General features: G+C 35.9%; 1 protein-coding gene. It reads left to right on the forward strand.

Features of this window, described 5'->3' with window-relative positions; all coding sequences use genetic code 11:
- Positions 1-459: 459 nt before the first annotated feature.
- The coding region (locus BT107_RS17290) for an Ig-like domain-containing protein (RefSeq protein WP_084639268.1) at positions 460-6,560 on the forward strand (6,101 nt) is incomplete at its 3' end.

The following is a 6,560-nucleotide window of genomic DNA, read 5'->3' on the forward strand; positions in this document are numbered from 1 at the left end:
CAAATAATATTGTAAGTTTTTTAAACTCTTCTTAATATTTTGCCAAATATATATATACCAAAATATAACATTTGTAAACATTTGTTAATTTTTGATTTTATTACAAATTAAAATTCGTTGTTAAAATATAATTCAATTACAAATAGAATAATAAAAATAAGTTCTGATTTACTATTTAATAAGTTAGGAGACTATTTAACCTACATATTTTACATATTCACAACAATTATTAAATAGGGTCATTTATATCTTATAGCTTTATATAAGAACAGTAAAACAACAATTATTACCATAAAAATATAATTGATATCTTTATAGCAATCACAACATTTTGTAAGTTAAAGACTAAACAAAAATACTTACTTATCTTTACTAATAAATAATGTATTACAACACTAAAATTGTAAACACAATATAGCCCCCTAATAAAATATAACCATTACTAATAATAAACCCCATATGTCTAAAAGAATTTTATTTATCCTTAAACTTTTTTGCTTTCTTTTTATAGCTAATAGTTACGGACAATTAAGTGACCTGCATTATATGCCACCGCTTACTGAGACGAACCAAAATTATATTATTAATCAATATGTATACCTTTCCACTCCGGAAGTTATCCCATTTGATGTCAATATTTACGTGGGAACCTCAGTAACTCCGTTAGCAACGGTTTCTGTTTCCAACACAGCGCCTTACACTTATATATTACCTACAAGAGAGAATGGAATAACATTATTGCCTAATGCAGAAGTTGGTTTTGTTAGTAGTACAGCTGGTTTACGTTTAGAAGCTCCGGGAGGGCAAAAATTTTATGCCAATTATAGGGGGAATAGCAATTCTCAAGGTGTTTCTTTAACCTCTAAAGGTCGCGCAGCACTAGGTACACATTTTAAATGGGGTGGTATTCCTTTTCTACATGATAGACCTATTTTTAATGCGGCCTTAGGGATTATGGCTACAGAAGATAATACAACAGTTACTATTTCAGACTATGATCCTGATTGTGTTTTTCGACTAGGAAATGATGGGACAGGCTTAACCGATGACACGATTACTATTACTTTAAATAAAGGAGAATCTTATGTATTGGAAGTTGAAGGAAATAATGGTGACGCCAATAGGTACGGATGGTTAGGTGCAGATATTATATCTGATAAGGATATAGCAATTAGTGTTGGTCATATTTTACTTGGTGTTCTTCCTAACGTTAATATTCAAGATGGAGGAACAGATCAACCAGTGCCTATTGATATTATTGGTCGTGAATATGTTTTTATTAGAGGTGGTGGTACAGATGCTTTAGAATTTCCTATAATAATAGGAACAGCTAGTGGTACAGATATTTTTGTTAATGGGGCAACAACTCCTATTGCAACTATAAATGACGGAGAATACTTTGTGGTTCCGGGATCAAATTATTCTGGCGGTACAGCGGGTAACAATATGACCGTTACTACATCAAAAAATGTGTATGCTTACCAATGTTTAGCAGGTAGTAATTCTGGAGCAACAATTGGAATGAATTTTATTGCACCTGTTAATTGCCTACTTCCAGATAATGTAAACAACATTAGTACTATTGAAGATTTAGCAGGAAAAACGATATCAGGTGGGTTAACCATTCTAGCATCAAATAGTACCCCTGATGCTAATATTGTTGTAACTGCCGATGGTGTTCCTGTAACCTTGCCTGCTGCTATACCAGCTACGGGCTTACCTTGGAAAAGTTTTTATATCCCAGGTTTAACCGGTAATATTTATGTACAATCTTCAGGAGCAATTGCTGTTGGAGTTGTTGGTTTTAGTGGTGCATTGGGCACAGGGGGCTATTTTTCTGGTTTTGATACCGTACCCGTAGTAGATTACTCTATTTCAGGTTCTGGATGTTTAGGAAGTACTATTACGCTTACAGAAACTTTTGATACTTACCAATGGTATAACGATGGAGTTGCTATTCCTGGAGCTACCAGCGGAAGTTACACTCCTACTGAAATTGGGGAACATTACGTAAATGTTTCTAAAAGTGGATGTGATTATAATTCTAATGTTATTCAGGTTTTTTATTGTGATCCAGATATATACATTAATAAGACTTCAGATAAAACAACAATATCAGAAGGAGAAACAGTAACTTTTACAATTACAGTAGAAAGCCTAGGGTTAGACAACACAACCAACTTAGTAATTACTGATGCCTTACCAACAGGACTAACACTTACTAGTGCTACACCAAGCAAAGGTACTTGGTCTGCTCCAAATTGGAATGTAGGTGATCTGGTAAAAGGAGAAAAACAATCATTAGTGATTGTTGCTACTGCCAATGATATTGTAGCTCCTACTGCTGCAATAAGCATTACTAACTCAGTCTCTAACGTACAAGATCAAACCGACTCTAACTCATCTACAGACGATTTAACAGAAGATATTACTATTGAAAATTTAGATGATGATGGAGATGGAGATCCTGATACCACAGACCCTGCTCCTACAGACCCTTGTATATCTAGCACAAATCAAGTAATTGCAAATGCTGATGTAAATTGGAATACTCAAGATTGTGATGGTGATGGGGTTGATAACAGTGTAGAAATAACTAACGGAACAGATCCTTACAACCCAGATTCTGATGGTGACACAATTAATGATGGTCAAGAAGCCTCAGATAATACAGATCCTTTAAATGATTGTGATTCTTTAGGAGGAACTCCTTTACCTGCAAGTGATTGTGATGGAGATGGCGTACCTAATTCCTTAGATGTTTGTGAAGGATTTGATGATACAATAAATGCTGATAGTGATGCACTTCCAGATGCTTGTGACGAAGATGATGATAATGATGGTATTCCAGATACGATTGAAGGTAATACGGATTTTGATGGTGATGGCATACCAAACAGATTAGATTTAGATAGTGATAATGATGGTATTCCAGATGTAGTTGAATCTGGAAATGGTAGTTTAGATACTGATGGAAATGGAGCCATAGATGCTTCAGAAAGTAGTGTTGGTACAAATGGTATTCCAGATGCTGCTGAAGATGGGGGAATTGATGGATCCGGAGTTTCTACAACTCCAGTAAATTCTGATGGCATTGCTGGCCCAGATTATTTAGATATAGATTCTGATAATGATGGTATACAAGATTTAGTAGAAGCACAATCAGATGCAACCCTAGTACAATTATCAGGTAACGATTCTGATAATGATGGTATAGATGATGCTTTTGATGCAGATAATGGAGGTAATTTTATCAATCTTCCAGAAAATACAGATTTGGACAGTTATCCAGATTATTTAGATTTAGATAGTGATAATGATGGTATAATAGATAATATAGAGTGGCAATCCACATCAGGACATCTTTTTCCATCGACAGATACTGATGGTAATGGACTTGCAGATAATTACGAAACTTCCGCAGGTTCTGGAGAATCTATAAATCAACCTGAAAATTCTGATGGTCATGACGGTCCCGACTTTAGAGATACAGATTCTGACGGTGATCTTTTAGATGACATCGTAGAGGTATATGGTAGCACTACCCTTTCTGGAACAGATGCCGATAATGATGGTTTAGATGATGCTTTTGATCTAAGCATAGTAACACCTAACGGGCTTCAAGATCCTAACGGAGCAACAAACAACAATCAAGATGTTACCGGCTTCTTAAATACTCAAGATCCATTTACTAGTGAGGTAGATTTTAGAGATGCAAATGTACATAGAGATCCTATTGATACGGATGGAGATGGAGTTGATAACCTTATAGATATAGATAACGATAACGATGGTATTTTAGATTATGTAGAATCTTTAGGTTTTCAACCTAAAGATATTATAGATAATAATTGTGGTATACCTGCTGGTTCATTTATAGGAGGTACTTATATAAGTTCTACTGGTTCCGGAGCTGGTACAGTAGGTGCTGAATATAGATTTTCTACAGTTGTTACATCATCTTTAGGGGTCTTAGATGCTATTGTTAGAATTACAGACATAGATAATGCTACGTTAACTTCAATAGATGCTTTTCCTGTTGACAGTAGTAATGAAGCTTGGCAACCTACTTTTGATGTAGGTGGTACTACAGGAGCAAAAGGTAGTATGTCCTTTAATATACGTTTGGTGGCAACAGGAACCAATTTTCAGGTTAACCTTATTAGATTCGGTGGGGTCATTTATGATATAGATGGTGCTAATACCAAAGAAAGTGTAACACTTACCCGTCCTGGTTTATATGCTGTAGATAGTAACTCACTTCTTACAGTATCAGAAAATCTAGCAACAGGTACAGCTACTTTTGAAGGCCCAGAACAAACATGGGCAGGGGTTGATTTTGGACCAAGACTAGCTGCATACTTTAATTATTATGAAACTACAAACCTTGACATCACGTTTACAGGTGAGTTGCTAAATAACTCTGGTTCAAAAGATTACCTAGGATCAGTTCTATTCCAAACATGTGATATAAATGGATTGTTTACACCTACAAATACTACATCTGCAACTAATTCAGACGGTATTCCATTAGGGAGTGTTGCCTCAGGTCCTGGAACTGCTCCTGTCTACACTATATACCAAGGTATAGATAGTGATAATGATGGTATAGAAGATCATTTAGATATTGATTCTGATAATGATGGTATTCCAGATAATGTGGAGGCACAACTTACATCTTCTTATACTCCAAGAGGGGTTGATGATTCTGATGGAGACGGATTAGGAAATCCGTATGAAGGATCTGGAAATGAAGGTTTAACCGCTATTGATACTGACTCAGATGGAATTCCTGATTATCTAGATTTAGATTCTGATAATGATGGTTTCACAGATAGAGTTGAAGCAGGATTTACTCTTGCAACAAACAATTTAGATAATGATAATGACGGTTTATTAAATGACTATGATGATGTTGATACACCTGGAACACTTTTTGATACAAATGATGATCAAGATAATGGAGCGTCAGATTTACCTAATATAGCTAAGAATACAACTGCTGAAGTTGATTATCGCGAAGTAGGTATTGATGATAATGACTTAGATGGCATAGCAGATTCGGTTGATAAAGATGATGATAATGATGGTATTTTAGATACTCTTGAAACATCGGGAACTGATCCAAGTGCTGATGATGATTCTGATGGAGATTTAAATTATCAAGATACAGATTTAGGTGCTGATGCTAATGGAGATGGTATTGTAGATATTTTTGATACTGATAATGATGGCGTTCCTAATCACTTTGACCTAGATACCGATAATGATGGTATTTATGATGTAGTTGAATCTGGAAGCGGACAAGCTTATACGGCTGGTATTCTAGACGGTGCCGTTGGTACCGATGGTGTACCAAATACTGTACAGGCAAGTGGACAACAAAATAGTGGAACTATAAATTATACAGTATCAGATTCTGAAACTGTACCTGATGGCATTGCCGATTTCCTTGAGTTAGATGCCGATGGAGATGGATGTAACGATGTTACTGAAGCAGGGTATACAGATTCGGATGGCGATGGATATTTAGGAGACTCTCCTACCCTAGTAAATCCTAATGGGATTGTAACAGGAACTAATGTTACAAACGGATACACTACAACAAATAATTTAGATAGCGCAACAAACACAGTATTTGATTTTCAGCAACCAGGTGTAGCTCCTACAATTGCAACTGCAGCAGAACAACCTCAAGATGTTTTAACTAACGCGAGTTCTCCAGAAACATTTACAGTAACTGCTACTGGTACAGAATTAATATACCAATGGCAAGTTGATGATCAACTTGGTGGTGGTTTTGTAGATATTGATGATGCAAATACATCAGACATATATACAGGAAACACCTCTCCTACTTTAACTCTAACAGGAATTACTGTTGCTCAAGACGGATATCAATATAGAGTTATTGTTTCAGAACTTTCATATGTATGTTCTCCTATAACATCTACGACTGCATTATTAACTGTTGATGTAATTCCTCCTACTGAGCCAACTGTTCAAGATCAAATTACGAATGATACTACGCCTGTTCTTACAGGTACGGCTGAACCTAACTCGACGGTAACTGTAGAAATTGATGATACTGGTGTAATATATACTACTATTGCAGATGCTTCAGGAAACTGGACTATTGATACTGAAACGGCTACTCCAACTTCAGGAACTTACACTCCACCCATTACAGATCGTACTTACGATATAGAAGTAACAAGTACTGATGAGGCTGGTAATAGTACAGGTGACTTAACATCGTTAGAACTTACTATCGATATAACTGCCCCTGTTATTCCTACGGTTAACAGTCAAGTTACTAATGATACTACACCTGTTCTTACAGGTACGGCGGAAGCTAACTCTACGATTACTGTAGTTGTAGGTGGTGCAACATATACTACTACTGCGGATGCTTCAGGAAACTGGACTATTGATACTGAAACGGCTACTCCTGATAGCGGAACTTTTAATCCTAATGTTAATGGTACTAATGAAGTTTTAGTTACTAGTACTGATCAGGCTGGTAATAGCACTAATGATGCTACTACTCTAGAACTGAC

Source organism: Cellulophaga fucicola (genome assembly GCF_900119145.1).
GTDB lineage: Bacteria > Bacteroidota > Bacteroidia > Flavobacteriales > Flavobacteriaceae > Cellulophaga > Cellulophaga fucicola.